This is a genomic window from Parahaliea maris (assembly GCF_008064665.1).
GTDB lineage: Bacteria > Pseudomonadota > Gammaproteobacteria > Pseudomonadales > Halieaceae > Parahaliea > Parahaliea maris.
Window position 1 is genome coordinate 13,245 of the sequence record NZ_VRZA01000006.1, and the last position, 25,845, is coordinate 39,089.

Here is a 25,845-nt window from a genome sequence, read left to right on the forward strand (position 1 = left end):
ATCGTCGTTATGAAACGTGTAAAGGGATTTGTACATCGTCATTTGGTCGCAATGCTCGTGACATTGGGCGTGCTACTCAGTTCGGGATTGGCCTACGCTATTTTTAACAATGGCGTCTTTGAAATTGTGGAGGGTGATCTCTGCAATCCCTTGGCCGGCGACGTGCCTGGCGATGAATGTGACTCGTCTAACCCGTGGGATGAGGATTTTACAATCCTGGGTCTGCCGCAGTATGACGGAGAAGATTGGGAGACCATTTGGAATGTCGTAAAAAATGGCGCACCGTCTACCGATACCGCAGCCGAAGCCTACCTCTGGATGACAGACAGTGATACAGAGGCGTTGCCGCAATGTCCCCCCGAGGGCTTCTACTCTACATCCGAGGACTTCGCCAATATCTTTTTCGGCGGCCAGACCAACAAGGATTTCGACGATATACCCGGTTGGACATGGAACACCAAGACCCCGAATGATAAAAACGACCTCACTAATGTGATGGCCGCGCTCTATCGCGCAGAGGTAGACGCCGCTCATGACGGCCCTGAGAATGTATTGTATTTTGCCGCTGACAGGCTTGCCACTGAAGGGTCTGCATATACCGGTTTCTGGATTCTCAAGGAGAAAATTGGCCTTCGCTGCGGTGACCGGTTTGGAGAGTTCCTGGGTATCCACAGACCCGGCGATCTGCTGTTACTTACCAACTACAGCCAAGGTGGTGCCGTGGGTACCATCAATATTTTCAAGTGGCGTAATGCCTGTGATCCCGAGGTGACTCCAGCGTGTGACACCGGTGCTCCAGACGACACTCTGGGCAATTCCGATCAGCATCCCAATCTTGATTTGATTGCCATTCAGCAAGATTGTGATTTCCCCAACTTAAGCACTAATTTCGTTGGATGTGGCAGCTCTAACACGCTCGATAAGGCAGACGGCGCTACAGAAACCGCACCGTGGCCTTATCAGGCAAAGCAGACAGGTAATCCAAAATATGGCCCCGGTGAATATCCGCCATTGGCCTTTATCGAAGGTGGAATCAACCTTGACGCTCAACTAGTGCAGCTAAGCGGCTGTTTTCAGGGCTTTTTGGCAGAATCGCGCAATTCACCATCACTCAGTGCTTCCCGCGAAGATTTGGCTTTAGGTGATTTTGAGACCTGCGGCTTTACCATTGAAAAGACCGGTGACACGCTTGCCAAAGTTGGAGACGAGGTTACTTACACTTTTACGATTACCAATACCGGTATTGAAGATCTTTACATCCAAAGCGTCGAGGACGACGTGATTGGCAATATCACCGGTGACGCTACCACAGCCTGCGGTGCCTTCGTGGCAGCCGATGATGGCGCCGACAATGACAACAATGTTTGCACCTTCGATGTCACGTACACAATTCAAGACGGTGACGTGGTCAATGACGAGGTCGTCAACACCGTAACGGTAACACTGAACGAGAATTCAGGCCTTGACGGCCTTGAGTTCGTCAACATGGACGATCACACCCTCGACATATTCACACTCGACATCGAGTTCACCAAATCCGGCCCGACCCTGGCCAAAACCGGTGACGATATCACCTACACCTACACCCTGACCGATAACAGCTCCGACAATGCTCCGGCACTGACCTGTACGGTGAGTGATCCCGATCTCGGGCTGGACGGTGAACCGATATCCTTCTCGGATACCCTAGTGGCTCTTGGCAGCCAAGAGGCGCCGGATGCTGCCGATGTCACCAACACCGCAACGGTCACCTGTATGGCGGACGGCTATGACAACGAGGTTGAAGACAGCGACAGCCACACCGTCGATCTGTTCCAGCCGAGTATCGATTTCACCAAGTCCGGGCCGACCTTGGCTAAGACGGGTGACACGATCAACTACACCTACACCCTGACCAATACCAGCTCTGATAATACGCCAGCGCTGAGTTGTACGGTCAGTGATCCAGACCTCGGTCTGGATGGCCCGATAGCATTCTCTGATACCGGGGTGGCGCTGGGTAGTCAGACAGCTCCGGACGAAACGAGTGTGACTAATACGGCGACGGTGACCTGTTCCATCGACGGCTTTCCCAACGAGGTGGATGACACTGACAGCCACACAGTCAACCTGTTCGAGGTATCCGTCGAATTCACGAAGTCAGGGCCGGATTTAGTCAAAACCGGTGACGATATCGACTACACCTACACCCTGACCAATACCAGCTCAGACAATGCGCCTGCGCTGAGTTGTACAGTCAGTGATCCAGACCTCGGTCTGGACGGCGATTCGATCGTCTTCTCGGATACCCCGACGGCGCTGGGTAAGCAGACGGCGCCTGGCGGAGATGAGGTAACCAACACGGCGATAGTGACCTGTTCCGTCGATGGATACGCAAACGTGGTGACGGATTCCGCCAGTTATACTGTCGATCTGTTCCAGCCGAGCGTTGACTTCACCAAGTCTGGGCCGGGCCTGACCAAGTCGGGTGACACGATCAACTACACCTACACCCTGATCAATACCAGCTCTGATAATACGCCTGCGCTGAGTTGTACGGTCAGTGACCCGGACCTTGGTGTGGGTGGAGCGATTGCCTTCTCGGATACCCCGGCGGCGCTGGGTAACCGGACGGCGCCGGTCAGTGACGAGGTGACCAACACAGCGACGGTGAGCTGTACAATTGCTGGCTTCCAGAATGTGGTGGGGGACAGTGACAGTCACACGGTGCCGCTGTTCCAGCCGAGCGTTGACTTCACCAAGTCTGGGCCGGGCCTGACCAAGTCGGGTGACACGATCAACTACACCTACACCCTGATCAATACCAGCTCTGATAATACGCCTGCGCTGAGTTGTACGGTCAGTGACCCGGACCTCGGTCTGGGCGGTGCGATCGCCTTCTCGGATACCCCGGCGGCGCTGGGTAACCGGACGGCGCCGGTCAGTGACGAGGTGACCAACACAGCGACGGTGAGCTGTACAATTGCTGGCTTCCAGAATGTGGTGGGGGACAGTGACAGTCACACGGTGCCGCTGTTCCAGCCGGCCATTGATGTAGTGAAATCCGGCGATGACTACACCAAGGTGGGTGATACCATCAACTACAGCGCCACGCTGACCAACAACAGCTCCACCAATACTCCGGCGCTGGTCATTGACAGCATCAGCGACTCGCTGGCAGGTGACTTGGTGGCTGGCCCCAATGTGGTGAGTTCCGACTGCGGTGCTTCGCTGGGTAACGGAGCGAGCTGTACGGTGGAATTCTCCTACATCACGCAGGAGGCCGATGACGACGGTACGCTCAACAACACCGTCACTGTCCAGACTTCGGTGACTGATTTCCCCAATGACATCGACGATACGGACGATCACGAGGCCACCATCCTGCACCCGGACTACCTGCTCGACAAGAGCTGTCAGGCCGAGCCGGCTGACCTGGGTGCTGCGATCAGCTTCTTCGTGACCCTGGAGAACCACGGTGACGTCGAAGTGGATGTCCTGCTGACCGATCCCGACCTGGCCGGCAGCCCGCTGAACATCACCCTGGGTGTCTCCGACGGCTCCTGTGACGAGACCGAGCTGGACAATGGTGACCCGAGTGACGGCTGTCACCGCATCGAGGGCTCCATCACCGCTGACACGGTGGGTACCCAGCAGCTGAGGACTGCGACCGGCCTCGGAACGATCAGCGCTGTACCCGGCTTGCCCAACCAGATCGAGCGGATGGATGACACCACCTGCGAGGTCACTGATATCGGTGCTACCCGCACCCTGGGCTTCTGGAAGTCACATATCAGTGACGGAGACCTGTTCGGCGAACCGGAATGGAGCGGCAGTGTGCAGTACGGCTATACCTGCCACGTATTCACCGAGCATATGGGCAGCTCCATGGACCTCGGCTGGAAGCAGGTGAGCACCTGTGAAGAGCTGTTCGGCATCTTCTGGTCACACCCGTCCAGAGAATCCGATGGCGGCAAACGCAGCAAGTCCTGTGCCGCACAGATCGGGTCTTCGGACATCCTGGCTGCGGCGCTGCTGAACATGGCGCTGGATAATGGGGCCTCTATCGATCCGCAGTTGATCGCTGATCTGCAGAATGCCTTGGCGTCAGGCAACTTTAAGGCCATCAAGGCTGCTGCGGGACCGGTGAATGCCTACAACGAGTCCGGTGATGATCAGGCCATCATAGACAATGACGGCACCTTCATCCCCCATGCTGATCCGAAGGGAGGCAAGTCCATCGCCAACTACAGCTTCGGCGACTGCAACTAGCAGCGGCTACTGAGGACGACACCCCGGCCGGTTCAACCGGCCGGGGTTGTTTTTTTTCCGGGCGATGTGGCGGGGCGCGTGACAATGTCCGCCGTTATTAATCGCACTCCAGCGTTATATTGACTGTGCTGAGCAGTTCGCTCGCGGTACACAGGGACGAGTTTTCCTTTGCCTGCAGGGTAATGCCGCCGGTGCCGGAGGCGTCGAGGGTGATGGCCGTAGTGATTGACGGCAGATCGCCGTTCAGGGTGAGGGTGGTTTTTTCAGCAAAAATTTTGTCGTCAAAGGTGATGACCGGGAAGCGAAAGTCATTGTTTGCCAGCAGCATGGCGCCTCGCAGAGAGCAGTCGTTCTTGAATACCACGCACCAGCGATAATCCACATCTTCAGCAGTGTCAACGATCACCTTGTTCTGGGCCTGGGTTTCAAAAGCGCCAATATCCACTACGCCCGCAGCGTCCCGGGGGTCCCCGTTTCCGCGCTGGTCCCAGCGGAGTGGCTGGCCGTATTCGTTGACAGAGGCATCCCGGGCACCGTAGTTGGTGGCCGGGCTGCGCATGCCCAGATTAATGGTGCGCGTAGGACCATTGAAGTAGTCCGGATTCCCCAGCACCGGGTCCTCGCGGGAGTAGGGTTCGCCGCAGCCTGAGTCGGATTCAATGATGTTGTGTAGAGAGGCCTCAAGAGGCCTGCTGGAAAAACAATCGCTACCCACCAGGCTGTTGGCCAGAATGGAATTTCCCATGCCCAGGCTCGCCTCGTTCAGGACCGCCGCGCCGCGCGGGGCGCTGTTATTGGTAAAGGTCGCATGGGTAACGCGGGCCTGACCGCTGGTCAGCGCAAGCGCGCCGCCGCCCTGATCGGCGGAGTTGTCGTAGAACGTGCTGTTGATGACGAAGGTCAGCAGGCCAGAAGCGTATATCGCACCGCCTTGGTCCGTCGCACGGTTGTTATCAAAGGTACTGCTTTCGACAACCAGGTCTCCTTCGCTGAAAATGGCCCCGCCCCTGTCTGCGTTGCCATGACTCAGGGTGAGATAGCGCAGTTTTACCAAGGTGTTTGCGGAAACCTGCAATATCGCGTGCTGTCCTGATGCATCGATAGTCACGCCACTGGCTTTCCACAGCATGTCCTCGATATAGCCGTCGATGACCAGGTCGTCGGTGACGGTGGGAAGAGGGGACTCGAGGCTGATCGTCTGTGGCGACGAGTACAGGCCGTCGTCGCTCTCGAATACTATCTGGTCCGGACCAGGGGATGCATTGGCGGCCAGGATCGCCGCCCGCAGGGAGCCTTCACCACTGTCGGTCAGCGCCGTTACGCGAAAGGTTGCTTGAATCTCCCCCGGGCGATCTTCCGGCAGCGTCAACGGCGGTTTGGTGATGGGTAGCGCAACCGGTGGCAGTGGCGGCTGCCCCGGTGACTTGTTGACGGCCAGCAGTCCGGCTGTGGCGCAGGCAATCGCCGCACCGGCGGCGACAATGACGCCCCTGTTCTTGTCCATAACCATACGCCCTGGATCGGAAGTGATTGGCGGTGGACACCGCAGCTACAGTGTGCGGCGAACCCGCGGCGCGGGCAAGCCATCTACCATTAGCCGCCCAAACCCACCAACAGCCCCTAGAACACCACCACCGCCTCATTGGAGCAAATCGGCGCAGGGGCGGAAGACTGACAGACCTGATAGCGGTAGCTGCCCCCGCCCCGCTGGTCGATGGCGTCGGTGTAGGTGGTGCCCGATACGGGGTCCAAATTGATCGGCACGTCATCGCGATAAATCTCGACTTCTCCAGCCGGACTCCATTCCAGGTCCACACGCTGTAGGCCTTTCACCTTGTACCCGTTGGCGTTGAGCGAGATATCCGGCGGTGGGTTGCCGGGCAGTGTCGTCGCTGACTCGCTCACCCAGGCGGTGACCTCCGTGTCGCGGTAGGCCTGAATCCGGTAGGAGTAGGTCGTTACGGCCTCCAGCCCGCTGTCCTGATGGCTGGTGATATAGGGCGCGAAGGGCGATCCGGGCACGGGGCTCCAGGTACTCGTCGGGGAAGAGCGCTCAATGTGGAAGCCGTCCGCGCCGGAGGAGCCGGTCCAGTTGAGGGTTACAGAATCGCTAGCGGGATCCAGTGACATCCAGACGGGCGGCGTCAGCGGCAGTGGGTCGGGGCCGCCACCGTCCGATTCGGTGCGCACGTAAATCTGGTCGATGTAGGCCGTGTCCAGCGCGTTGTTGCCGGGGCTCTGGTCGCTGTCGGTCAGCTGGATGCGGTACTGGCCGCTGACCCCGGCCGGCAGGGCCAGGCTGTACTGTGATGGTGAGGTACCGAGCGTTATCGTGTCGGTGCTCGGGTTCGAGGACCCCGGGGTCAGGTAGCGGATCTCCATCGCGTCGTTGTCACTGCTGCTGTCCTGGTAGCCGTGGATCACCAGGGTCACGGTATCCCCGGCGTTGACGTCCACCGTCCAGTAGTGTTCGAGATAGCTGTAGCGGTCGCGCTTTTTACCGCCGGATTCGCGCTCGCGGATCGACTGGTATTCGGTGTCGAGGAAGCGGGTATCCGCGTAGGAGCCGCTCACGGTGCCAGCAGCGGGTTGGTCCCCGGTGGCGAACTGGTCGTATACCGCGGGCAGGGTAACCGTTACCGTTGTCACGTCCGGTGAGCTGCTGGCGCCGAGGTTATCGGTGACCGTGAGGGATGCATTGAACACGCCCTGACTCTGGTATTCGTGCGTCGGCGCCGCCTCACTGGACTGCGCGCCGTCGCCAAACTGCCAGAGGTAGCTGCTGATGCTGCCGTCGGGGTCGTTGGACAGGGAGGCATCGAACTGGACGGTATGCGGGGTCTCGCCCTCCAGCACGTCCGCGCTGATGCTGGCCACCGGTGCCTGATTGATGATGTCGACCTGCAGCGTGTCGGTATCGCTCAAATTATCACTGTCGGTCACGGTCAGGGTGACGGTATGGGTGCCTGATAGCGTGTATTGATGGCTGGTCGTTGCACCGCTGCCGGTATTGCCATCGCCGAAATCCCAGTCCCAGGCCAGGTCGCCCACGTTGCCATCGGGGTCGCTGGACTGCTCACCGCTAAAGCCCACAGTGACGGGTGCAGTGGTGATGCTGTAGGGCGGGCTGAAGGCGGCGACCGCGACTGGCGGAGCGAGGCCTGACGCGTCGGGCACAGTGCCGCTAACGCTGTAGCGGCCCAGGCTGCCGTAGTCGCTGTAGTCCGTATCCGGGCTCCCTTTGCCGGTGCCGTCTACGTGGAGGTAATACTCCCCCGCGGCCAGTGCGCCGGCGAGGCTGGCTTCCAGAAAATCCGCCGGGTTGGAGGACGCGACCAGTGAGCCTGAGCTGTCGTAAAGGGCGGCCAGGATATCCAGGTTCGGCGCAAAGGCAGCGGGGTCGACGGCAATGCTGTAGTTGCCGCTGCCACTCACAAAGCGGAACACATCGACATCCTCGCGCCGGTGGATGAGGCCGCTGGCGGACAGGGTCGCCACGCTGCCGTCGGTGCTGATGTCCATGGCACTGGCCGCTGCGTTACTGTCGCCATGGTCGTCGGCGACCATGGGCGCGCCGTTGTTCTGGATGATCTGCAGGTCGTCCTGCTGGTTGTTGGCACCGCTGTATTCACCCTGGCTCCACTGCACCAGGGGCTGGTAGTAACCGACGCCCATGATGGGCGCCCAGCCGGTGGCGCCACTGCCGTGCCCCTCGTAATAACCCACGCCGCCACTGGCGCCGTCGTGAGACAGGCCCAGGTTATGGCCGGCCTCGTGGCTGATGGCTTCCCCGGCGCCCACCAGGCTGGTGTTGAAGACGAAGGCGGGTTTGTTATAACTGCCAATGTTGTCAAAAACGCCGACGTAGGCGAAGCCGCCGCAGCCGCAGTTGTCAAAATTGTCCTCGGTGATTACCACGCGCGTACCGAAATCGGCATCGCCGGAACTGCTGCGTATGATGGCGGCACTGCCGGGGTCCTCGGTGGTCACGTCCACGTCGAAGGGGGCGTAGTCCTCCGCCACCTGGCGCCACATATCCTGGATGTATTCCAGTTCGAGGGTGGAGAACGCGGGGTCACTGTCCCGGCTGTAGGGGGGTGAAATAATGGGGTCTACCCCCGAGGAGAGGTTCCAGGCCGTGCCGCTGGTCTGGTGGCCGTCGAAGTCCAGGTAGAGCACCCGGGCAGCTCCCGGCTTGCTGTGCAGGGTGAAGGTGTCCTCCAGCGGGAAGGGGGCAGCGGCGGGTGCGAGGGGCTGCTCGCCTCCTTCAACACGCTCATCAATGAACAGCAGTCGGCCCCGCAGGTCGATCCAGGCGGTGTCGTCTTCCCGCAGCATGCGGGTAAATTCAGCGGGATGCAGGCCGTACCAGGCCGCCACCTCGGGCAGGTTTGCTCCCAGCCGGCCGATGGCCCGCTGACCGCGGGAGCGGTCGGGGAACGACAAGACCGGGAACGCTGGCTTGGCCGCGGGCCCAACCTGCGCGACGGCGGGTGCTAAAGGCAGGATGATGGCAGTGAAGAATCCGGCGGCGGCAAGCCAGTGCCGGCGACGCGTTTGGCAGCGTACCTGGTGGCGTGAAACGGGCATGGTAAGCCCTCCCCCTGCGGTGGTTTTTTAACCAGTTTGCGCAGGGGACATGGCCCACGGCCAGCGGAAAAGGGAGAAAACCCCAGTTAAACGCCGAAAAAAGTGAAGTAGGTCACGTTGTAGCGAATACGTGACCGGCCAGCGGCAAACTCAGCTTTTCGCTTCGAGGCTCCGGTTGATGCGCAGCGCCAGCAACGTCACCACCACCGCCGACAGCAGGTACCCACTCACGGCCACCAGCCCGAACTCCACCGACAGCCCCAGGGCCACCAGCGGGGCGAAGGCCGCGCCGAACAGCCAGGCGAAGTCGGAGGTCAGGGCGGCGCCGGTGTAGCGGTAGCGGCGCTGGAAGTTGGCGGTCACGGTGCCGTTGGCCTGGCCGTAGGACAGGCCCAGCAGGGCGAAACCGATCAGGATGAAGGCGTTCTGCTGGGCGGGGCTGCCGTCCATCAGCATGGGGGCGAACAGGGCGAATACACCGATAGCTGCGGCCATCAGGCCCAGGGTGGTGCGCTTGCCGATGCGGTCGGCGATCATGCCAGAGGCCATGGTGCCGAGGATGCCGGCGCAGGCGCCCCACACCTGGATGCTCAGCACCTTGTCGATCACCTGGGACTTGTTCAGGGCGATCCACGACAGGGGGAAGATGGTCACGATGTGGAACAGGGCGTAGCTTGCCAGGGCGGCAAAGGCGCCGAGGAAGATATTGCGGCCCTGCTCGCGCAGCATTTCACGGGTGCTGATGGGCTCCAGTTCGCTCTCTTCCAGGGCGAAGGTGTATTCCTCGGTGAGCACCAGTCGCAGGCGGGCAAACAGGGCCACCACGTTGATGGCGAAGGCCACGAAGAAGGGGTAGCGCCAGGCCCAGCTGAGGAAGTCCTCGGTGCTGACGGCGACGATCAGGTATAAAAAGAGGGCATTGGCCAGCAGGAAGCCCAGCGGGGCGCCGAGTTGGCCCAGCATGGCGTACCAGTTGCGCCGGTTGGAGGGCGCGTTCAGCACCAGCAGGGAGGGCAGGCCGTCCCAGGCGCCGCCGGTGGCGAAGCCCTGCAGGGCGCGGAAAAAGGCCAGAAACACCACGGCTGCTGTGCCGAGGGTTTCGTAGGTCGGCAGGAAGGCGATGCCCGCCGTGGCGGTGCCCAGCAGGAATAGCGACGCGGTGAGCTTCACACTGCGCCCCCAGCGGCGCTGGATGGTCATGAACAGGGCGGTGCCGAAGGGGCGCGCCACAAAGGCCAGGGCGAAGATCCAGAAGGAGTAGATAACCCCCTCGATCTGGCTGGCGCCGGGGAAGAACACCGAGGGGAAGACCAGCACACAGGCGATACCGAACACGAAGAAGTCAAAGTATTCGGAAGCGCGCCCGATGATCACGCCTACCGCGATTTCGCCGGGGGCTACTGGCGAATGGCCGGCAGGGGTGGCGTTGTCGGCAGTGAAAGCGGGGGAGGGGGTTCCAGTCGCGTTGGCCATGGTGCTTTTTTCCGGGGTACAGGCTGGTGATATAGGGCACAGGCTACTCGCTTTGTTCGCCTCTCACCATAGGACAAATTGTCCAATTCAATCGCCGCGGCAATTGCCGTAGAGTGCGCGCCATCCTCCCTGTAACCCGGATTTGCGAGCGGCAATGGCAAACCCTACTAGATTTCCTTCGGCCAGGACGGTCGGCAAGACACTCCTGGCAACCGCGCTGGCCCTTTCCCTGGCCGGCTGTAACTGGGTGGTCATGGCCCCCTCCGGCGATATCGCTGCCCAGCAGGCGGACCTGATCCTGTGGTCAACCTACCTGATGCTGATCATCATCGTGCCGGTGATCGTGCTGACCCTGATGTTCGCCTGGCGCTACCGCTCGTCCAACAAGAATGCCACCTACAAGCCCGACTGGGACCACTCCACCAACCTGGAACTGGTGATCTGGGCCGCGCCGCTGGCCATTATCATCGCCCTGGGTGCCCTGACCTGGGTGAGCACCCACAAGCTGGACCCCTATCGCCCGCTGGACCGTATCGACGCTGGCAAGCCGGTTCCGGAGGACATGGAACCGCTGGTCGTGGAAGTCGTTGCGATGGACTGGAAGTGGCTGTTTTTCTACCCCGAGCAGGGCATCGCCACGGTCAATGAACTGGCGGCCCCGGTGGACCGGCCGATCAAGTTCAAGATCACCGCCACCACCATGATGAACTCCTTCTACGTGCCGGCCCTGGCGGGCATGATCTACGCCATGGGCGGTATGGAAACCCAGCTCCACGCGGTGATCAACGAGGAAGGCAGCTACGAAGGCTTCTCGGCCAACTACTCCGGCGCCGGCTTCAACAAGATGCGCTTTGAGTTCCTCGGCCAGTCCGAGGCGGACTTCGCCCAGTGGGTCGCCGATGTGAAGGCCCAGGGCTCACCGTTGAGCCGCCCGGCCTACAAGACACTGGAGAAGCCCAGCATCGATGACCCGGTGCGCTACTACAGCGAGGTCATGCCGGGACTGTACGACGCCATTCTCAACCGCTGCGTCGACCCGGGCCAGGTCTGCATGAAAGACCTGATGAAGAGCCACCACGCACATCACGGTGAAGGCGCGGCCGAGTAAGCCAGGCGGGCACGCCACCTTCACAAAACCTGTTTCGGCCGCCCCGGCGGCCCAGTTGTAAAACCCAAGGGCGCCACAACTATGTCGTCAGCAGTACAGACCTACTCCGACACCACGTCCGCCGTCTTCGGCCGGTTGACCTGGGACTCGTTCCCCTTCCACGACCCGATCATCCTCGGCACCTTCGCCGTGGTCGCGCTTGGCGGCCTGGCCCTGGTGGCGGCCCTGACCAGGTACAAGGTCTGGGGCTACCTGTGGACGGAGTGGTTCACCAGCATCGATCACAAGCGCATCGGCGTGATGTACATGATCCTCGGCATCATCATGCTGCTGCGCGGCTTCGCCGACGCCATCATGATGCGCCTGCACCAGGCCATGGCCTTCGGCGACGCCACCGGCTACCTGCCACCCCATCACTACGACCAGATCTTCACCGCCCACGGCGTGATCATGATCTTCTTTGTAGCGATGCCCTTTGTGGTGGGCCTGATGAACTACATCGTGCCGCTGCAGATCGGCGCCCGCGACGTGGCCTTCCCCTTCCTCAATAACTTCAGCTTCTGGATGACCGCCTCCGGCGCCATCCTGATCATGCTGTCGCTGTTTGTGGGGGAATTCGCCAAATCTGGCTGGCTCGCCTATCCACCGCTAACGGGGATATTACAAAGCCCCGGGGTCGGGGTGGATTACTACATCTGGTCGCTGCAGATCGCCGGCGTGGGTACGCTGCTGTCCGGGGTCAACTTCGTGGTGACCATCGTCAAGATGCGCGCCCCCGGCATGACCATGATGAAAATGCCGGTCTTCACCTGGACCGCCCTGTGCACCAACATCCTGATCGTGGCGGCCTTCCCGATCCTGACCGCGGTCCTGGCCCTGCTGTCCCTCGATCGCTACATGGACTTCAACTTCTTCACCAACGACCTTGGCGGCAACGCCATGATGTACGTGAACCTGATCTGGATCTGGGGCCACCCGGAAGTGTACATCCTGATCCTGCCGATCTTCGGGGTGTTCTCCGAGATCGTGTCCACCTACAGCGGCAAGCGCCTGTTCGGTTACTCCTCCATGGTCTACGCCACCGTGGTAATCACCGTGCTGTCGTACCTGGTGTGGTTGCACCACTTCTTTACCATGGGCTCCGGCGCCACGGTGAACAGTTTCTTCGGTATCACCACGATGATCATCTCGATCCCCACGGGCGCGAAGATCTTCAACTGGCTGTTTACCATGTACCGCGGCCGCATCCAGTTTGAGGTGCCGATGCTGTGGACCGTGGGCTTCATGGTCACCTTCGTCATCGGCGGTATGACCGGCGTACTGCTGGCCGTACCCCCGGCTGACTTCGTGCTGCACAACAGCCTGTTCCTGATCGCCCACTTCCACAACGTGATCATTGGTGGCGTGGTGTTCGGTGTGTTCGCCGCCATCACCTACTGGTACCCGAAGGTCACCGGCTACAAGCTGGATCCGTTCTGGGGCAAGTGCTCCTTCTGGTTCTGGCTGATCGGTTTCTACGCCGCCTTCATGCCGCTGTATGTGCTGGGCCTGATGGGCGTGACCCGCCGCATGAGCCACTTCGAGGACATGTCCCTGCAGATCTGGTTCCAGGTTGCCGCCGTGGGCGCCTTCCTGATCGGCCTCGGCATCCTCTGCTTCCTGATCCAGCTCTACGTGAGCTTCAAGAAGCGCGAGTCCCTGCGCGACGAGTCCGGTGACCCCTGGAATGGCCGTACCCTGGAGTGGTCCACCACTTCGCCGCCGCCCCAGTACAACTTTGCCTTCACCCCGCAGGTGCACGAGAACGATGCCTGGTGGCAGATGAAGCAGCAGGGCTTCCAGCCGCCGAAGGAGGGCTTCCTGCCCATCCACATGCCCAAGAACACCGCGGCGGGCATGGTGCTGGCGGGCCTGGCCACCGTGTTCGGTTTTGCCATGATCTGGTACGTCTGGTGGCTGGCGGCAGCGAGCTTTGGCGCGCTGATCCTGGGCGCCATCATCCATACCTTCAACTACAAGCGTGACTACTACATTCCCGCCGAGGACGTAGCCACGGTGGAGAATCAGCGCGGGGAGGTGCTGGCCTGATGAGCAATGCAGTAGCAACACCCGCCGCAGAGGGCGGCAAGCTGGAGTTCCTGGTCAAGGGTGATCACCACCCTGCCCAGGGCACCCTGCTGGGGTTCTGGATCTACCTGATGAGCGACTGTCTCATCTTCGCATCCCTGTTCGCCACCTACGGCGTCCTCAGCATGAACTTTGCCGGCGGGCCTTCCGGCGCAGACCTGTTCGACCTGGAACTGGTGGCCCTGAACACCGCCTTCCTGCTGATCTCTTCGATCACTTACGGCTTTGCCGTACTGAAGATGCAGCAGAACAGCGTGCGCGGCACCATGGGCTGGCTGGCGGTCACCGGCGTATTCGGCCTGTGCTTCCTGGGCGTGGAACTCTATGAGTTCTACCACATGATCCACATCGGCGCCGGGCCCCAGCGCAGCGGCTTCCTGTCCGCCTTCTTCACCCTGGTGGGCACCCACGGCCTGCACGTAACCTTCGGCTGTATCTGGCTGGTGACCCTGCTGCTGCAACTGCGCAAGCACGGCCTGATCCAGGAGAACAAGCGCCGGGTCTACTGTCTGTCCATGTTCTGGCACTTCCTGGACGTTATCTGGATTGGTGTCTTTACCTACGTCTACCTGATGGGATCCATGGTATGAGCGATCATCACGAGCATCACGGCCATCACGAACATGCCGAAGAGGCGCCGCACAGTTCCTTCAAAGGCTACATGATCGGCTTCGTCGCCTCGGTCATCCTCACTGCCATTCCCTTCTGGATGGTCATGTCTGATGTGCTGGATTCACGCAATGCCACCATCCTGATCATCCTCGGCTTTGCCGTGGTGCAGATCGTGGTGCACATGATTTACTTCCTGCACATGGACTTCCAGTCCCAGGGCGGCTGGACCATGCTATCGCTGATCTTTACCGTGGTGCTGTTGTTCATCACCCTGTTCGGTTCCCTGTGGGTGATGTATCACATGAACGTCAACATGATGCCCTCCATGATGGGGGGCGCTGACGGGATGCCGTGAGCGCCCCTTCGCGTTCACGACAAATGGCCAACGCCGCGCTCGCCCTGTGCGCGGTGCTGGCCTTCTCCGGTTTTGTCGCCCTCGGCAACTGGCAGGTGGAGCGCCGGGCCTGGAAGCTCGACCTGATCGAGCGGGTCAACGGGCGGGTGCACGCGCCCGCCGTGGCCGCCCCCGCGCGTAACGCGTGGCCGGCGGTATCCCGGGACAGCGACGAATATCGCCATGTCTCGGTCCGCGGTACCTTCCTCTCCGATCTCGATACCCGGGTGGCGGCCGCTACCGAACTGGGTACCGGTTACTGGATTCTCAGCCCGCTACAGCGATTCGATGGCAGTGTCGTAATGATCAACCGGGGCTTCGTAGCCCAGGGCGACCCCGTTGCTTCTGTGCCCGCGGGCGAGGTTATCGTGACCGGCCTCATACGCCTGAGCGAACCTGGGGGTGGAGTCCTGCGCGACAACCTCCCCGCGGAAGATCGCTGGTACTCACGGGATATCGAGGCAATCGCCGCCGCCCGGAACCTGGCGGCGGTGGCGCCGTACTTCGTCGACGCCGCCGCCGATGCCCCCGGCAGCCCCGGCGGTGCGGGGCCTGTGGGCGGGCTTACGGTCATCCGCTTTCACAACAGTCATCTCATCTATGCCATCACCTGGTACGGGCTGGCGCTGATGGTGGTGGGCGCTGCGGTGCTTGTTTGTCGTGAGGGGCGGCGAGAAGGGCGGAGCGAGGGGCGGCGCGAGGCGAAAAGGCGCTGAATCGGGATGCCCTTGCGCTCAGTGGTCGGTGCCTCGCGCGGCAGCGTATACTCCCCGCCCGAGGAGAAGCGACCCATGACTGATTCAGCGGCGGCGAGCAAGCCGCGCCTTCTGACCCAAAACGCAGCAGATACCGACGACACGGCCAGCAAGAACATGCGGCAGCTTATCCAGTTGCGCTGGATGGCTGTGCTCGGCCAGCTGTTAACTATTCTGGTGACCCACTACGGCTTTGGCGTGGAACTGCCGCTCAGGCAGATGCTCTCTGTGCTGGCGGGCCTGCTGGTCTTCAATGCCCTCAGCCTGCTGAGCCTCGCCTTCCGTCGGCCTGTGTATCGGGGGGAGTTGTTCGTGGCCCTGCTGGTCGACATGGGAACCCTGACCTACCAGCTCTACCTCAGCGGTGGCGCGACCAACCCCTTTGTCTTTCTCTATTTGCTGCAGGTGGGGCTGGCAGCGGTGTTGCTGGCGGGGCGCTGGGCCTGGACCCTGCTCGTGGTCGCCACCGGGTGTTTTCTCTGGCTGGCGGTGGCGGGGCATCCCCTGGCCCTGCCGCAGGACCTTCACCTCGGGCTCGGCAGTGTCTATGTCCAGGGGATGCTGATCTGCTTCATTCTCAACGCGGTACTCCTGCTGGTTTTCCTCAACCGTATCACCCGGACGCGCCGGGAGCGCGACGCCCACCTGGCGGAGTTGCGCCAGCGCGCCGCGGAAGAAGAGCATATTGTGCGTATGGGCCTGCTGGCGTCCGGGGCGGCCCATGAACTGGGCACGCCGCTTTCCACCATCGCGGTCATTCTCGGCGACTGGCGTTACATGCCGGCCTTTACCTCGGACCCCGACCTCTATCAGGAAATCCAGGAGATGCAGGCCCAGGTACAGCGCTGTAAATCGATTGTCAGTGACATCCTGCTGAGTGCCGGTGAAACCCGTGGGGAGTCTTCCGGTGAGACCACGGTGTGTGAGTTTCTCGACGAACTGGTGGCCGAGTGGCAGGCCGGTCGGCCGGTCAAACACCTGAACTACGACAATCATTTTGGCGAAGACCTGGATATCGCCTCGGACTCGGTGTTGAAGCAGACCCTCTATAACCTCCTGGATAATGCCCTGGAGGCTTCACCTGACTGGGTGGGGCTTGAGGCCGGGCGTGAGGGCGATACACTCAGGATCACCGTGCGCGACCGCGGTCCGGGCTTCTCCCAGGAAATTTTCGATCGTCTCGGGCGCCCCTACCAGTCCACCAAGGGGCGTGCCGGTGGCGGCCTGGGCCTGTTCCTGGTGATGAACGTGGCGCGTACACTGGGTGGTGACGTACAGGCGAGCAACAACCCCGGCGGGGGCGCCGAGGTTACCCTGAGTTTGCCGCTGGACGCGTTGGCACTGAAAGAAGACTGAAGACGCTCAAACAATAACAAGGAGAGCTGCGTGGCTGATGTTTCGCCCGACCATAATGACCGCACCCTGATTCTCGTCGAGGACGACGCTGCCTTTGCCCGCACCCTGGGCCGGTCCTTCGAGCGCAGGGGCTACACGGTGCTCACCGCGAGCAGCCTGGAAGCCGCATTGCCACAGGTAGAGGAGCACCACCCCGGCTACGCGGTGGTCGACCTCAAACTCGATGGTGAGGCTTCGGGCCTGGCCTGCGTACAGGCTTTGCACCGGCACGACCCGGAAATGCTGATCGTCGTACTCACCGGCTATGCCAGCATTGCCACGGCGGTGGAGGCGGTCAAGCTCGGTGCCTGCCACTACCTCGCCAAACCCTCGAATACCGACGACATTGAAGCGGCCTTCAACAGCGCGGAGGGCAATACCGAGGTGGCGATTACCGGCCGTTCGACTTCGATCAAGACTTTGGAGTGGGAGCGTATCCACCAGACTCTGGCGGAAACCGACTTCAATATATCGGAGACTGCCCGGCGCCTGGGGATGCACCGACGTACTTTGGCGCGCAAGTTGGCCAAGCAGCAGGTGAAATAGAAGAACCTCGGGGCTCAGGTGATAATAGCCAATAAAAAGAATCATTCTCATTTACATCTGCATTACGTTTCATTACAGTTGTCCGCCTCTGTTCAACAACAACAGGCATATCGGACATGCAAAAGAAAACTTTTCTGAACCCGCAGGGGGTCCCGGGGGAGGGGCTGAAAACCACCGCATTGGGCGCCAGCGCCCTGATGCTCGCCTTCGCCGCCAGCGCGGCCACGGCTCAGGACGCCGCCGAGTGTGACGCCAGGGACGCCAGCGAGCAGTGCAAGGTGGCCAGCGAGGGCGACACCGAAGCCGCCCGCGCCAAGGCCGGCTCGATCGAAATTGTCGAGGTGTACGGCATGTCCGGCACCGCCTACCGCGCCAGCCGTTCCGGCGACCTGCGCCAGCTCTCCGACCTGGCCACTACTCCGCAGACCATGAACATCCTCACCCAGACCCAGATCCTCGATTCGGGCAAGACCGACCTGAAGGAAATCCTCAGCTCCCAGGCCGGTGTGACCCTGGGCACCGGTGAGAACGGCAACGCCTTTGGCGACCGCTACGTAATTCGTGGCCACGAAGCCCGCAGCGATGTGTTTGTCGACGGTATCCGCGACCCGGGCATGACCACCCGTGAAAGCTTTGCCGCCGAGCAGATTGAAATCACCAAGGGCCCCAGCTCTACCTTTGCCGGCCGTGGTTCCTCCGGTGGTGCGGTGAACACGATTACCAAGGCCGCCACGCCGACGGAAGACTTCAGCATTGTCGATGCGTCCGTGGGAACCGACGACTATTACCGCGTCACCTTCGACAGCAACGTGAAGGTCGGCGAGGACATGGCCCTGCGCTTCAATGGCCTGACCGCTTCCGAAGACATTCCCAATCGCGATGGCCTGGAGCGCGAGCGCAACGGCTTCCTGCTGTCGGGCTACACCAATCTGGGCGATCGCTGGAATGCCATCGCTGACGTCTACTACCTTGAGGCAGACGATATCCCTGATCTTGGTTCCTATTTTGACCGGGACAAGCGCAAGCCGGTGAAGGATATTCCGGTGTACGCGCAGGATGAGGATTTCCTGGAAACCGAAGCCCTGGCCACCACCCTGCGCCTGAACGGTGAGCTGAACCAGCAGTGGCGCGCGTCCGCCTCCCTGCGCTACGGCACCACCGACAATGGTTACATTACCACCGGCATCCGCGGCAGTACGCGCGACGCCAGCGACCCCGAGGCTCCAGGCGCCGAGACCATGTCCCTCAGCACCCACCAGGGCTGGCAGGAAATCGAGTATGGCGTGGCCCAGGGTAACCTGTTCTGGGATACCGCTTTCGCGGGCCATGACAGCCGCTTTGTCTTTGGCCTGGAGTACACCACCGAAGCGGTGGACAACGGCGTGTATGACTACGAAGCCACCGGCGAGAGCAACTGCATCGTGGGCGGGCGTCGTGGCGCCAGTCCCTCCTATTGCATCATCGGCGCCGATGGCAGCGTAGTCGACGATCCGCGCGGCCTGATGCAGCGGACCTACACCCGGGGCGACATCGATGCCCAGTACAACATCGATACCGTGTCCGCCTATATCATGAATACCACCCAGCTGGGCGAAAACTGGGAAGTATTCCTGGGCTTGCGCCAGGATTGGTACGACTACAGCAACGACGTGGTTGGTCGCGAGGGTGAGCTGGACTACGCCTTCTCCGACAGCCTCACCAACGGCCACATTGGCCTGGTGCGTAAGCTGGGTGAGGAAGGTAATGTCTACCTGACCTACAGCACCGCGGCGAATATCAACGGCGGCGAATCCGATGTCGGCGGCAACTGTGGATACGGTGGTCTTTGTGGTGACCCGGACCAGGCGGCCCAGGCTGATCCTGAGCATGTGGAAAATATCGAGCTCGGCACCAAGTGGGAGCTGTTCGACGATCGTCTGCTGGCCACTGCCGCCGTATTCCAGATTACCAAAAGCGATGTGATGGAAAGCGTGGGTGACAGCTATAGCCAGCTGGGTACCCTGAACACCGGCAAGAACCGCGTAGAAGGTGTCGAAATCTCCCTGACCGGTTCCATCACCGATACCCTCAGCATCCAGCTCAGTGCAGCGATCATGGACTCTGAGGTTCTGGAGTCTTTCAACTCCGATACCGAGGGCCTGGCCCTGAGTAATTTCGCCGATGACAGTCTGTACGCCCTGTTGCGCTGGGAGCCGAACGACGCCTGGGCCTTCGGTGGCGCCTACACCTACCAGAGCGAAATGTACGGCGGCCAGCCGGACACCGCGGCGGGCTACGACGACGAGATTGGCGACTACTCCATTGTGGTTCCGAGCTACGGTGTGTTCGACCTGTTCGTGAACTACAACTACTCGGAGAAACTGAACTTCCGCTTCAACCTGAACAACGTGACCGACAGAGAGTACTGGACGGCGGCCTACCGTTCGGGCAGCTTTATGTACCTCGGCGATGTGCGCAATGCGCGCCTGTCAGTGGTCTACGAGTTCTGACACAGGTGGAAAGCGGATGGTGAATGCATGGTAGTTATCGAAGAGATGCTGAGTGCCGGGGAGGTGCGGGAGTTCCGCGCCGCCCTCGACTCGGCGCCCTGGCTGGACGGCGGCAACACGGCCGCCGGCATGGCCGCCGACGTCAAGCGCAACGGCCAGGCCGATGCAGCTGATGATACCGTGCGCTCCCTTGCCAATTCACTGCTGGCCCGCCTGGGCCAGCATCCCCAGTTTACCGCGGCGGCCCTGCCGCACCGGATCTTTCCCCCCTGTTTCAATCGCTACGGGGTGAGTGAGACCTACGGATTCCACGTGGACGCCGCTGTCATGCGCATACCCGGCACGCCGGATGTGCTGCGCAGTGACGTTTCCGCCACCCTGTTCCTCAGTGATCCCTCGGAATACGACGGGGGTGAACTGGTCATCCAGACCGACTACGGCGAACAGGCCCACAAGTTGCCCGCGGGCAGCATGGTGGTGTACCCCTCCAGCAGCCTGCACCGGGTGACACCGGTGACCCGGGGAGTGCGTGTGGCCGCCATTACCTGGTTACAGAGCCTGGTGCCCTGCAATCACACCCGCGCCACGTTGTACGAGCTGGACCGGGCGATACAGTCCCTCATGAGTTCGGGGGGGGCTGGCAGAGAGCAGCTCGATGCCCTGCACAATGTCTACCACAACCTGGTGCGGCAGCACGCCCAGGTGTGACCAGCCGCGTTGGCACTGGCCCGACGCGCTGCCAATTCTTCCGCTTAACTGACCGCTTTCAGCTGGGCCTCGCGCCGGCGTGACCAGATCATGCACAGCAGGCTGACAGCCGCGCAGGCGGCAATGCAGGCGACCACACTCGTCAGCCCTTCCGGCAGCAGGTTGCTCAGGGCTGACGCGCCGCCCCCGAGGCCGAACTGTGCGGTACCGATAACCGCCGCGGCTGAGGCGGCACTGCGGGGGAAAGATTCCAGGTAGCAGGCCTGGATGTTCGGGCTGATGGCGCCGAGGCTACCCGCATACAGCATCATCGCCGGCAGGAAACCCCAGACGGACCAGTCGAGCAGGGCCGCCAGCAGCAGGAATACCGCTGCGACACCCTGGACGCAGGTGGCGGCAAACATGATAGGGCGAGGATGCAGGCGGTTCAGCAGGATGCGGTTCAGCAGCACCGCCGCGAACATGGCGAAAATATTGCACGCGAATAACAGGGTGAACATGCCGCGAGACTGTTCGAAGTGGTCCTGGTAGATGTACGAAGCGTAGGTTACGAACATGATCAGGCCGCCGAAGGAGGCGGTCTGCCAGAGTATATAGGGTGGTGCGCTGGGTGTTTTGATCACGCTGATGTAGCGCGCAACAAAGCCGATTCCATCGTGGGTGGGGCGCGGTTTTCGCGGCCCTCTGAATACCGTGACCATCAGGGCCGGGAGCAGTGCAAGGGCATAGGCGCCGAGGCAGACGAAAATCAGGCCCCAGCTGCCCACTTCCAATAGTGCGGCCCCGATGGCGGGCGCGATGGCGGGAGCGACGATGGAGACCATGCCGATCATGGAAAACAGTTTCGCGGCCTGAACGCCGTGCACCTGGTCACGCACGATGGCCGGTATGGACACCCCGATCCAGCCGCCGCCGATGGATTGCACAAAGCGCCCGGCCAGTAACTCGCTCATGGTATCTACCTGGGCCAGGTAAAATGCTGCAAACGCAAACGTCCAAAGGCCCGCTACGAGTACCCTGCGCCTGCCGTAGCGGTCAGAGAATGCGCCGCCGGTCAGTTGGCCCACGGCAAAGCCCAGCATGTAAATGGATATGCTCAGGGAAACCTGGTGGATAGTGACGCCCAGCGTGTCGGCAATCAGCGGAAAGGCCGGCAGGTAGGTGTCGATGGCGAAGGGGCCCAGCATCATGGTGAAACCCAGCACGAAGACAACGGACAGAGGGAATGTAGAGTTGTCTTGCATGTCGTGCGGAGTCCTGTAGCGAGTGACGTCAGAGCAGCCCATTGTACCGGCTGTCGCCCGCTGAGCTGAGCAGACTTCGGTTGTATAAATCACATGTTGGAAATTCGAGGCGGGAGGCGGTGGCTCCGCACCTCCGCTCCCGGTTGGAGTCTGTGACGTTGGACAGACAACGCTACAGAGGGGGCCCCTGCAGCGTCGCCTGTTCGGCAGTGAGGCTTTAACCCGTCAGGTCGAAGCGGTCTGCATTCATCACCTTGGTCCAGGCGGCGACGAAGTCCTCGACAAATTTCTGCTGGCTGTCGTCCTGGGCATAGACCTCGGCATAGGCCCGGAGGATCGCGTTGGAGCCAAATACCAGGTCGAGGCGTGTAGCAGTCCACTTCACCTCGCCAGTAGCACGGTCGCAGATCTCGTAGAGGCCTTCAGTGGACGGCTTCCAGCTATTCGCCATGTCGGTCAGGTTGACGAAGAAGTCATTGCTCAGCACACCTTCGCGGTCGGTCAGCACACCGTGGCGGGTGCCGCCGTGGTTGGTGCCGAGTACCCGCATGCCGCCCACCAGTACCGTCATTTCAGGGGCGGTGAGGCCCATCAGCTGGGTTCGGTCCAGCATCAGTTCTTCGGGTTTCACGGCGTAGTCCTGCTTCAGCCAGTTGCGATAGCCGTCGTGGATAGGCTCCAGCACGTCGAAGGAGTCCGCGTCGGTCATGGCGTCTGTGGCGTCGCCGCGGCCAGGCGCAAACGGTACAGTGACCTCGCAACCTGCGGCTTTTGCCGCCTGCTCGATCCCGACGTTGCCTGCCAGCACGATCACGTCAGCCACCGAGGCGCCGGTGTCAGCAGCAATGCCTTCCAGCACGCCCAGCACTTTGGCCAGACGTTCGGGCTCATTACCCTCCCAGTCCTTCTGTGGTGCCAGGCGAATGCGGGCGCCGTTGGCGCCGCCGCGCATGTCGGAACCCCGGTAGGTGCGGGCGCTGTCCCAGGCGGTGCAGACCATCTCGGCAAGGGAGAGGCCGCTGGCGGCGACCTTCGCCTTGACCGCGTCGACATCGTAGCCGGTGCTACCTGCGGGGACCGGGTCCTGCCAGATCAGGTCTTCCTGAGGTACTTCCGGGCCGACGTAACGGACCTTCGGCCCCATGTCGCGGTGGGTCAGTTTGAACCAGGCCCGGGCGAAGGTTTCCGAGAAGTAGTCCTGGTCGGCGGCAAAGCGCTCGGAAATTTTGCGGTAGGCTGGGTCTTCCTTCATCGCCATGTCGGCGTCGGTCATGATCGGCATGCAGCGGATTGAAGGGTCCTCCACGTCGACCGGCATGTCCTCCTCCCGGATGTCGATGGGCTGCCACTGCCAGGCGCCAGCCGGGCTCTTCTTCAGCTCCCAGTCGTAGCCCAGCAGGAGTTTGAAGTAACCGTTGTCCCATTGGGTGGGGTGGGTGGTCCAGGCGCCCTCGATGCCACTGGTGATGGCATCGCGGCCTACCCCCTTGCCGGTGGGGTTACGCCATCCCATGCCCTGTTCCGTGACGTCGGCCGCCTCCGGTGAGGCGCCCAGCAGCTCGGCGTCGCCATTGCCGTGGGCCTTGCCGATGGTGTGGCCGCCGGCGGTGAGCGCTACGGTTTCCTCGTCGTCCATCGCCATGCGGGCGAAGGTGTCGCGCACGTCGTGGGCGGTCTTGAGCGGATCGGGGTTGCCGTCCACACCTTCGGGATTCACGTAGATCAGCCCCATCATGACCGCGGCCAGGGGGTTCTCCAGCTCCCGGTCACCGGAATAGCGGCTGTTGGGGTTGTTCGTGGGGGCGAGCCAGTCCTTCTCGGCACCCCAGTAGGTGTCCTTCTCCGGGTGCCAGATGTCTTCGCGGCCGAAACCGAAACCAAAGGTCTTCAGGCCTACAGATTCATAGGCGATATTGCCGGCGAGGATGATCAGGTCTGCCCAGCTGATTTTGTTGCCGTACTTTTTCTTGATCGGCCACAGCAGGCGGCGGGCCTTGTCGAGGCTGACGTTGTCGGGCCAGGAGTTGAGCGGGGCAAAGCGCTGGTTGCCGGTGCCACCGCCACCACGGCCGTCGGCGAGGCGATAACTGCCCGCCGCGTGCCAGGCCATGCGTACCATGAGGCCGGCGTAGGTGCCCCAGTCAGCTGGCCACCAGTCCTGGCTGGTGTGCATCAGCGTGTGCAGGTCTGTTTTCAGTGCTTGCACATCGAGGGACTTCAGCGCTTCGCGGTAGTCGAAGTCCTGGCCGAGGGGGTCGGTTTTGCTGTCGTGCTGGTGCAGGATGTCGAGATTCAGGGTTTCGGGCCACCAGTCGGTGTTGGACTGGGCGGTGGAGGTCATCGAGCCGTGCATTACCGGGCATTTGCCGGTGGATCCGGTGTTCGTGTTTTCCATAGTCATCTCCTGTTTGCATTGCGACCAGGGGCTTGGGAAGCAAGCTGCGTCCGGGCGTGTACCTACTATAGGCACGGAACGATGACAGGGAAAATGGATAATTGTGAAGTTCGCAATCGATTTGCCCGATCCGGTTTGCCGTTGCCTCAGGGGCCCTCTTGCGGGGTGGCAAACAGTTTTTTGTGCAGTTGCGGAGCAAATACCACTGAGTGCTCGAGATACGGCAACGCTGCCTCCTCTTCTGCCAGCCAGTAGACGATATCGGCGATGGCTTCTGGCGCTGTGGGGTTGAAGCGGGCGGCGATCCTGTCATCAAACCCGTTCGCCTTCATCACCTCGGTGAGCACAAACCCGGGCTCCACCGAAAAGAAGCGCACCCCGCTGTCTTTATGTTCCACCCTCAGAGCCGGCATCATGCGAATGAGGGCGGCCTTGGAGGAGGGATAGACAAAGCCCCAGCCGCCCTCGTCCGCCGGAGCGGGCGGGTCATTGAGGGCGGAACCGGACACCATGTTGATCACGGCGCCGCTCCCGCGTTCGAGCATCCCGGGCAACAGTTTCTGCACCAGCGCCAGCGGCGTCAGGACATTTCCGCGGTAGACCCTTTCGGCCTGTTCGAGCTCCACCTCCAGCACCCGCTGCATATTGCCCGGCCCCTGGTAGCAGGCGTTATTGAGCAGCACATCGACCGCACCGAAATGGGCCAGGGCCCGCTCGGCAGCAGCGAGCACGGATGAGGTGTCGAGAATGTCAGAGCGCACCAGAAGGACCTCTGCGCCGTGCTGGCGGGCGAGTTCGGCGGTGGACTCCAGGGAGCCGGGCAGGGGGCGGCTGTAGGGCTCCCAGCTGCCGTGCTCATGCTGCTCGCCTTCCTGCAGGGTGCGTGCGGTGAGCGCGAGGTCGTAACCCCGGCGGGCAAATTCGAGCGCGGTGGCGGCACCGATGCCCCGGCTGGCGCCGGTGATGAATGCAACTTTTCTGCTCATGACTCCAATCCCTTTTTCTTATAGTGCTGACGCGCCGCTGCAGTGGTTATCAGGACGGCTGCCTCGATGCTGGTGTGCGATCAGAACGCTGTCAATCGAGTGGTCCATCTCGGTATCGGCCGGATCAGAATAGCAGTATCTTCAGCCCGATCAGGATGAGCACAATGCCGCCCAGCAACTCTGCCTTGCTTTCCAGCCACACGCCACTCCGTGCACCCACAAACACGCCGGCGAAGCTGAACAGGAACGTAGTGACGCCGATGATCACGCAGGACAGGAAGGGATTCACTTCCAGCACCGTCAGGGTAAAGCCGGCGGCCATGGCGTCGATGCTGGTGGCGATGGCCAGCAACAGCATGACCCGCTGGGTGATCCTGGCGATATCTTCCTCGATACCCTCTGACAGTGATTCGTAGATCATTTTTCCGCCAATCAGGGCCAGCAGGCCAAAGGCAATCCCGTTCGCGTAGCCCTCGATCCAGCCGAGTACGCCACGGCCGCCCAGATAGCCGATCAGGGGCATCAGTCCCTGGAACAGGCCGAAATACACCGCGCACATCAATGCCAGTGATCGGGTCCGGGTGGCGTGTTTGGAGCCGAGGCCAATGGAAACCGCGAAAGCGTCCATGCTCAGGGCCAGGGCCAGAATGACAACTTCAATCAATCGCTGATCTCACTTTCAGGTACAGGTTTGTCGCGGGTATGTGCGGGGCCGAGGCCCGCTGCATGTGTTGCGCGCGCTAGTTTATACTGCCTCGATCCGTTTCCGTAG

Annotated in this window: 17 protein-coding genes; 10 read left to right on the forward strand and 7 right to left on the reverse strand. The window is 61.4% G+C overall.

Annotated features, from left to right (window positions below; all coding sequences use genetic code 11):
• The first annotated feature begins 9 nt into the window (after positions 1–9).
• Positions 10–4,251 carry a DUF7507 domain-containing protein gene (locus tag FV139_RS15875; protein WP_148069456.1) on the forward strand — a complete coding sequence of 1,414 codons (4,242 nt, stop codon included), beginning with the start codon at positions 10–12 and terminating at the stop codon, positions 4,249–4,251.
• A 97-nt stretch (positions 4,252–4,348) separates the two neighbouring features.
• Here FV139_RS15875 and FV139_RS15880 read toward each other — a convergent pair whose 3' ends face one another.
• The 3 genes from FV139_RS15880 to FV139_RS15890 all read right to left on the reverse strand — a co-directional run bounded on the left by FV139_RS15880 (position 4,349) and on the right by FV139_RS15890 (position 10,314).
• Entirely contained in the window at positions 4,349–5,755 is a 1,407-nt protein-coding gene (locus FV139_RS15880; RefSeq protein WP_187276591.1) for a choice-of-anchor Q domain-containing protein, read from the reverse strand.
• A gap of 116 nt (positions 5,756–5,871) precedes the next feature.
• The gene (locus FV139_RS15885) at positions 5,872–8,841 is read right to left on the reverse strand and encodes a PKD domain-containing protein (protein WP_148069458.1); all 2,970 of its coding nucleotides are present in this window, start codon (positions 8,839–8,841) and stop codon (positions 5,872–5,874) included.
• Between the two features lie 150 nt (positions 8,842–8,991).
• The gene (locus tag FV139_RS15890) at positions 8,992–10,314 is read right to left on the reverse strand and encodes an MFS transporter (RefSeq protein ID WP_148069459.1); all 1,323 of its coding nucleotides are present in this window, start codon (positions 10,312–10,314) and stop codon (positions 8,992–8,994) included.
• A 154-nt stretch (positions 10,315–10,468) separates the two neighbouring features.
• Here FV139_RS15890 and cyoA point away from each other — a divergent pair, with 154 nt between their 5' ends.
• The 9 genes from cyoA to FV139_RS15935 all read left to right on the forward strand — a co-directional run bounded on the left by cyoA (position 10,469) and on the right by FV139_RS15935 (position 20,448).
• A complete protein-coding gene (cyoA, locus tag FV139_RS15895; protein WP_148069460.1) occupies positions 10,469–11,422 on the forward strand; it encodes a ubiquinol oxidase subunit II in 954 nt (317 codons plus the stop codon).
• Positions 11,423–11,503: 81 nt separating this feature from the next.
• Positions 11,504–13,510 (forward strand): cytochrome o ubiquinol oxidase subunit I, encoded by a 2,007-nt coding sequence (cyoB, locus tag FV139_RS15900; RefSeq protein ID WP_148069461.1) that lies wholly within the window; start codon positions 11,504–11,506, stop codon positions 13,508–13,510.
• Positions 13,510–14,139 carry a cytochrome o ubiquinol oxidase subunit III gene (gene cyoC, locus FV139_RS15905; RefSeq protein WP_148069462.1) on the forward strand — a complete coding sequence of 210 codons (630 nt, stop codon included), beginning with the start codon at positions 13,510–13,512 and terminating at the stop codon, positions 14,137–14,139. The genes cyoB and cyoC overlap by 1 nt, the downstream gene beginning before the upstream one ends.
• On the forward strand, positions 14,136–14,516 hold the full coding sequence (gene cyoD, locus FV139_RS15910; RefSeq protein ID WP_148069463.1) for a cytochrome o ubiquinol oxidase subunit IV: 381 nt from the start codon (positions 14,136–14,138) through the stop codon (positions 14,514–14,516). The genes cyoC and cyoD overlap by 4 nt, the downstream gene beginning before the upstream one ends.
• Complete coding sequence (locus FV139_RS15915; protein WP_235898680.1) at positions 14,513–15,271, forward strand: SURF1 family protein; 759 nt, start codon at positions 14,513–14,515, stop codon at positions 15,269–15,271. The genes cyoD and FV139_RS15915 overlap by 4 nt, the downstream gene beginning before the upstream one ends.
• A 75-nt stretch (positions 15,272–15,346) precedes the next feature.
• Positions 15,347–16,666 carry an ATP-binding protein gene (locus FV139_RS15920; protein ID WP_148069464.1) on the forward strand — a complete coding sequence of 440 codons (1,320 nt, stop codon included), beginning with the start codon at positions 15,347–15,349 and terminating at the stop codon, positions 16,664–16,666.
• Positions 16,667–16,696: 30 nt separating this feature from the next.
• The gene (locus FV139_RS15925) at positions 16,697–17,251 is read left to right on the forward strand and encodes a response regulator transcription factor (protein WP_148069465.1); all 555 of its coding nucleotides are present in this window, start codon (positions 16,697–16,699) and stop codon (positions 17,249–17,251) included.
• Positions 17,252–17,367: 116 nt separating this feature from the next.
• Positions 17,368–19,740: a TonB-dependent receptor gene (locus FV139_RS15930; RefSeq protein ID WP_213004140.1), complete on the forward strand. Its 2,373-nt coding sequence runs from the start codon at positions 17,368–17,370 to the stop codon at positions 19,738–19,740.
• A 27-nt stretch (positions 19,741–19,767) separates the two neighbouring features.
• Positions 19,768–20,448 (forward strand): Fe2+-dependent dioxygenase, encoded by a 681-nt coding sequence (locus tag FV139_RS15935; RefSeq protein WP_148069466.1) that lies wholly within the window; start codon positions 19,768–19,770, stop codon positions 20,446–20,448.
• 44 nt (positions 20,449–20,492) lie between these two features.
• On the opposite strand, the gene FV139_RS15940 is transcribed toward FV139_RS15935, so the two are convergent.
• From FV139_RS15940 to FV139_RS15955, 4 genes are all read right to left on the reverse strand, one after another.
• A complete protein-coding gene (locus FV139_RS15940) occupies positions 20,493–21,692 on the reverse strand; it encodes a Bcr/CflA family efflux MFS transporter (protein ID WP_148069467.1) in 1,200 nt (399 codons plus the stop codon).
• A gap of 217 nt (positions 21,693–21,909) precedes the next feature.
• Entirely contained in the window at positions 21,910–24,087 is a 2,178-nt protein-coding gene (gene katG, locus FV139_RS15945; protein ID WP_148069468.1) for a catalase/peroxidase HPI, read from the reverse strand.
• 146 nt (positions 24,088–24,233) lie between these two features.
• Positions 24,234–25,073, reverse strand: coding sequence for an SDR family NAD(P)-dependent oxidoreductase (locus FV139_RS15950; protein WP_148069469.1), 840 nt, complete (start codon positions 25,071–25,073; stop codon positions 24,234–24,236).
• 124 nt (positions 25,074–25,197) lie between these two features.
• Positions 25,198–25,737, reverse strand: coding sequence for a manganese efflux pump MntP (locus FV139_RS15955; protein WP_148069470.1), 540 nt, complete (start codon positions 25,735–25,737; stop codon positions 25,198–25,200).
• Positions 25,738–25,845 lie beyond the last annotated feature (108 nt).

Bases quoted from the DNA above. Each gene is read 5' to 3' on its own strand.
- cyoD (WP_148069463.1), top strand. From the start codon at position 14,136: ATGAGCGATCATCACGAGCATCACGGCCATCACGAACATGCCGAAGAG.
- FV139_RS15880 (WP_187276591.1), bottom strand. From the start codon at position 5,755: ATGGACAAGAACAGGGGCGTCATTGTCGCCGCCGGTGCGGCGATTGCC.
- FV139_RS15920 (WP_148069464.1), top strand. From the start codon at position 15,347: ATGACTGATTCAGCGGCGGCGAGCAAGCCGCGCCTTCTGACCCAAAAC.
- FV139_RS15940 (WP_148069467.1), bottom strand. From the start codon at position 21,692: ATGCAAGACAACTCTACATTCCCTCTGTCCGTTGTCTTCGTGCTGGGT.
- cyoA (WP_148069460.1), top strand. From the start codon at position 10,469: ATGGCAAACCCTACTAGATTTCCTTCGGCCAGGACGGTCGGCAAGACA.
- cyoC (WP_148069462.1), top strand. From the start codon at position 13,510: ATGAGCAATGCAGTAGCAACACCCGCCGCAGAGGGCGGCAAGCTGGAG.
- katG (WP_148069468.1), bottom strand. From the start codon at position 24,087: ATGGAAAACACGAACACCGGATCCACCGGCAAATGCCCGGTAATGCAC.
- FV139_RS15875 (WP_148069456.1), top strand. From the start codon at position 10: ATGAAACGTGTAAAGGGATTTGTACATCGTCATTTGGTCGCAATGCTC.
- FV139_RS15935 (WP_148069466.1), top strand. From the start codon at position 19,768: ATGGTAGTTATCGAAGAGATGCTGAGTGCCGGGGAGGTGCGGGAGTTC.
- FV139_RS15885 (WP_148069458.1), bottom strand. From the start codon at position 8,841: ATGCCCGTTTCACGCCACCAGGTACGCTGCCAAACGCGTCGCCGGCAC.
- FV139_RS15930 (WP_213004140.1), top strand. From the start codon at position 17,368: ATGCAAAAGAAAACTTTTCTGAACCCGCAGGGGGTCCCGGGGGAGGGG.
- FV139_RS15950 (WP_148069469.1), bottom strand. From the start codon at position 25,073: ATGAGCAGAAAAGTTGCATTCATCACCGGCGCCAGCCGGGGCATCGGT.
- FV139_RS15890 (WP_148069459.1), bottom strand. From the start codon at position 10,314: ATGGCCAACGCGACTGGAACCCCCTCCCCCGCTTTCACTGCCGACAAC.
- cyoB (WP_148069461.1), top strand. From the start codon at position 11,504: ATGTCGTCAGCAGTACAGACCTACTCCGACACCACGTCCGCCGTCTTC.